Here is a 3,482-nt window from a genome sequence, read left to right as displayed (position 1 = left end):
AGCGGGACTGACAACGGCACCGGCTCCGGTGACATCGGTGTCGGTGGTATCGGTAGCGGCGGTATCGGTGTCGGCGGCCGCAGTGCCGGTGTCGGTAGCGGCCGGTATCCCGGCCGTGTCGTGTGGGCACCTCCGACCCGTATCCACCCCGCCCGGGCTCCTCGCGTGAACCTGCACCACCATCCCCGGCAGTGGCTTACCGAGCACCACGGCCCACGGTCGCGTACAGGTCGGGGCGATCACCTACGCCAGTAAGCCGCTACGCGGCACGACCCACTCGACAACACCACCCCCGGCCAAACTCGTGAGCCGGGCGTAGGGGCACGCCCCACAGCCGCACGTCGGCGAGAATCGGCCCAGGCGCACCACACCCCGCCGGTGCTCTCCGGACGAAAGACGCTGAGATGACCTCAACGAAGGGTTCTTCGAAAGTTGGCAGTACGAGGTGTGGCGGGCCTACGCCTCTGTATCGAGAGAGAAACAGAGGGCTCTGGCAAACCCGCCGGTCGGATCGTTGGTTGATGAGTCAGGGCCACGTGCGCGGTCAGGGCTCAGCCAGGAGATGGCAGGTCATCAGAACAGTCCGACGGTGAATCCTTCGTCTCGGACGCCGAGGTAGCGCGGTCCCGCGCAGTGTCTCAGGGCCGCGTCGAGCGGGGCGACCAATTCGTCGGCCGAACCGAAGGGCAGCCGGTAGCCGTCGCGGATCTTGTGGAACTCCCACAGGTGGTTCATCTCCGGATGCCGGTTCCGAAACTCGGGGTCCGCGGGAAACAGGTCGAGCCGGACCATCGCGATCCTGCGCGGGGTCGGACGTCGATTCACCGTGCGCGACACCGCGATCGCGGACAGCTCGGCCCAGGCGACCGCCCACGGCGCGCCCTGCGGATCGTGCCAGCGTATGCCGTTGCGGTCGAGAATCAGCTGACGCGGCCGGGTGAGCAGCCGCCAGCCCAGCACGCCGACGACGGCGATCAGCAGCAGCACGGCTCCGATGATCAGGGCGAACACCTCGGCGACGCGCCCACCCGACACCCCGCCGGTACTCGCACTGATCACGGCCACCAGGCCGAACCCGCCCGCTACCAGGATCCCGGCCAGGGCCCGCCCCTTCGTCCCGCGCGCTAGATCGATCACGATCGGTTCCACTGTCTGCTCGAACACCTGCGCAGCCTACAAATTCGGAGGCACGCTCGCACCGGAGATATCGGGCGGCCGCACCGGTGACGCCTCGGCCGATGTCCCGAGGTTCGTGATGGCCCGTGGTTCGAGACGCGGACCGCCCGTGCGGCGGGAGAGACCGATACGTATGCAGGCCCGACCCGTACGCAGGCCCCACTCGGCCGTGTGGCGGCCGCTGGTTGGCTCGGGTGTGCGTGACGGCGGCTCGATCGCGGTTGTGCGTGGCGGCTACCCGGTCGCCCGGGCGCGGTCGCGATGCCAGGCGTCCAGGGCGGCGGTATCGCGCACCGCGCCCCGGTCCGCGGAGGTGGCCAGCAGCGCGTAGGTGCGCAGGGCCGCCGACACCGGGCGGCGACGGTCGCGGGGGCGGTAGCCGGGACCGGCGACCAGGGCGGCGCGGCGGGCGGCGAGTTCCGCGTCGTCGACGTGCAGGGTGAGCGCGCGGGCGGGGATGTCGACGGTGACGGTGTCATCGTCGCGGACCAGGGCGATGGGGCCGCCCGCCGCCGCCTCGGGGGAGACATGGCCGACGGACAGGCCCGACGAACCGCCCGAGAAGCGGCCGTCGGTGACCAGGGCGCAGCTGTCGGCGAGTCCGCGTCCCTTCAAATACGCGGTGGGATAGAGCATTTCCTGCATCCCCGGCCCGCCGCGCGGTCCCTCGTAGCGCACCACGAGCACATCGCCGGGGCGCACCCGGTCGGCGAGAATCGCTTCGACGGCCTCCTCCTGTGATTCCACCACCACGGCCGGGCCGGTAAAGGTGCGCAGGGCGGCGGGCACACCGGCCGATTTCACCACCGCGCCGTCGGGGGCGAGGTTGCCGCGCAACACCGCCAGACCGCCGTCCGCGGTGAAGGCGTGGCCGATATCGCGGATGCAGCCCTGTGCCGCATCGAGATCCAGCGCATGCCAGCGCCGCGACTGGGAGAACGCCGTCGCCGAGCGCACGCCGCCCGGAGCCGCGTGGAACAGTTCCACAGCCTCCGGAATCGGGTTGTCGCCGCGCACATCCCAGGCGTCCAGCCATTCCCGCAGTGAATTCGCGTGCACCGCACGCACATCGCCGTGCAGCAGTCCGGCTCGGTCCAATTCGCCCAGCAGCGCCGGAATGCCGCCCGCGCGGTGCACATCCTCGATGAGGTACGAGCCGTTCGGAGCCACCTTGCACAGGCACGGCACCCGTCGGGACATGGCCTCGATATCGGGCAGGGTGTAATCCAGTCCGGCCTCCTGCGCGGCGGCCAGCAGATGCAGGATGGTGTTGGTGGAACCGCCCATGGCGATATCCATGGCCATGGCATTGTCGAAAGCCTTGCGGGAGGCGAGGTTCCGGGGCAGCACTCCGGCGTCGCCGTCGTCGTACCAGCGGCGGGTCAGCTCCATGACGGTGCGGCCCGCCGCCTCGTACAGCGCGCCCCGCGCGGTGTGGGTGGCGAGGGTGGTGCCGTTGCCGGGCAGGGCCAGGCCCAGTGCCTCGGTCAGGCAGTTCATGGAGTTGGCGGTGAACATGCCCGCGCAGGAACCGCAGGTGGGGCAGGCGTTCTCCTCGATGCGGTCCATATCGGCGTCGGACACCAGCGGGGAGACCGCCTCGGCCATGGTGACGATGAGGTCCAAGCGGCTGCGCACGGTGCCGTCCACCAGCACCGCGGTACCGCCCTCCATGGGGCCGCCGGACACGAACACGGTCGGGATGTTCAGGCGCAGGGCGGCCATCAGCATGCCGGGAGTGATCTTGTCGCAGTTGGAGACGCACACCAGGGCGTCGGCGCAGTGCGCGTTCACCATGTATTCGATGGAATCGGCGATGAGGTCGCGGGAGGGCAGAGAGTAGAGCATGCCGCCGTGGCCCATGGCGATGCCGTCGTCCACCGCGATGGTGTTGAACTCGCGGGCGATACCCCCGGCCGCGCGCACGGCGTCGCAGACGATGCGGCCAACCGGCTGGAGGTGGGTGTGGCCGGGCACGAATTCGGTGAAGCTGTTCGCGACCGCGACCACCGGCTTGCGACCGATATCCGCCGACGGCACGCCGCTGGCGCGCATGAGCGCCCGCGCGCCCGCCATATTCCGGCCGTGTGTGACCGTGCGTGACCGCAGTTCCGGCATCCCGGCACCTCCTGAACAATCTGCAACCGTTTGGTTGGAGTTTGGCACGACCCGGCGCATAACTGCAACCGTTTGGTTGGAATTACTAGGATGGGGCCATGGCGTGGGATACCGAGGGCACCAAGCGGCGACTACTCGAGGCGGCCGTGCAGGAATTCGCCGAACGCGGACCGGCCGGGGGGGGGGGG

2 protein-coding genes are annotated in these 3,482 nt (G+C 69.8%); both read right to left on the bottom strand.

Annotated features, from left to right (window positions below; all coding sequences use genetic code 11):
- Positions 1-573: 573 nt before the first annotated feature.
- Positions 574-1,137 carry a hypothetical protein gene (locus QK444_RS34260; protein WP_282786163.1) on the bottom strand — a complete coding sequence of 188 codons (564 nt, stop codon included), beginning with the start codon at positions 1,135-1,137 and terminating at the stop codon, positions 574-576.
- 273 nt (positions 1,138-1,410) lie between these two features.
- Positions 1,411-3,294: a dihydroxy-acid dehydratase gene (ilvD, locus tag QK444_RS34255; protein ID WP_282786162.1), complete on the bottom strand. Its 1,884-nt coding sequence runs from the start codon at positions 3,292-3,294 to the stop codon at positions 1,411-1,413.
- Positions 3,295-3,482: the final 188 nt, after the last annotated feature.

Origin of the sequence: Nocardia sp. CC201C, assembly GCF_030010695.1 — a bacterium.
Lineage (GTDB): Bacteria > Actinomycetota > Actinomycetes > Mycobacteriales > Mycobacteriaceae > Nocardia > Nocardia otitidiscaviarum.
The sequence above is the reverse complement of the archived record's forward strand: the minus strand, read 5'-3'. Positions and strand labels throughout refer to the sequence as shown.